This window comes from Actinoplanes sp. NPDC048791 (genome assembly GCF_040650095.1).
In the GTDB taxonomy this organism is placed as follows: Bacteria; Actinomycetota; Actinomycetes; order Mycobacteriales; family Micromonosporaceae; genus Actinoplanes.
Genome location: NZ_JBEZGQ010001713.1, coordinates 1 through 1,101 on the forward strand (window position 1 = coordinate 1; position 1,101 = coordinate 1,101).

Here is a 1,101-nt window from a genome sequence, read left to right on the forward strand (position 1 = left end):
CGGCGAAGTCTCGGGAGCCGTACCGGGCGTCGTACCCGATGACCAGCGGTCCCTGCCCGCCCTGCGCGCCCAGCCAGCCGATCAGGCCGGCCGCGGCGCGGGTGACCACCGCGAGGTTCATCCCGTTCGGCCCGGCCCGCAGCCGGCCGCGCAGCCCGGCCGTGCCGAAGGTCAGCGGGCCGGCGAACCGGTCGGCCAGCTCGTCGGCGCTCTCCGGGAGCCGCGCGAGCAGCTCCCGGATCTCGTCACGCGCGGCCGGGTCGGGATCGTCGGCCAGCCAGGTCTCGGCCAGCCTGCGGAGATCGTCAGTTGCCATGCTCTGTGGATAGCACGGCCCGGCGGGTCAGCTCGACTTGAGGGTGAAGGTCTTGGCCATCTCGTCGAAGTACTGCTTGCTGGCGGCGAACTTCGCCTCGGTGGTGGTGAGGTAGAAGGAGTACATCTTGCCGTCGGTGGTGGTCTGCCGCCAGATCCCGTGCCGCATGGTGTCGCCCTCGCCGCACGTGTACTCGAACTGGGCGGCGGGCAGCCCGGAGATCTCGACGTCGGTCGTGCCCAGGTGCTTGAACGGCTTCGGGCAGGCCTTCGACTTCTTCAGCGTGCCGGGCGCGGTCGTGTCGGCGAACTTGCGGGGCGCGATCGAACCCTTCTCGACCAGCACCCGGACCTTCGTCGACTTGTCCTCGGGGTTGATGTAGTCGACCCAGTTGCCGGTCGCGGCGCGTTCCCAGGCCTTGGGCACCTTGACCGTGACGGCCTTGTCACCCCGGTAGTCCTGGGTCGCGAACGAGGCCGGCACCACCTGGTTGGCCGGGGGCGGCTGGTTGGGCGGGGTGCCGGGGTCGTCGCTGCCGGTCAGGGAGAACACGAGCACCAGCAGCACGACCACGGCCAGGGCGCCCCCACCGGCGGCGAGCTGGGTGTTGCGCGGCCAGCCCTTGACCGTCGTGACGGCCTTGTCGGTGGTCCGGCGCACGGTGGCGACCGTGTTGTCGATCATCGCGCGGCGCTTGGCCGCCGGGCTGGTCACCACCGTGCCGGGCAGCGGGTCGCGGGCCGCGCGGGCACCGTCCCACTGCCGGCGCGGGGGCAGCACGCTGG

Annotated in this window: 2 pseudogenes; both read right to left on the bottom strand. The window is 72.0% G+C overall.

What is annotated here, in order from left to right:
- Positions 1–316: pseudogene (locus tag AB0C29_RS49850) on the bottom strand (phospho-sugar mutase); the annotation flags it as partial.
- Between the two features lie 27 nt (positions 317–343).
- Positions 344–1,101 (bottom strand): annotated as a pseudogene (locus tag AB0C29_RS49855) (serine/threonine protein kinase); the annotation flags it as partial.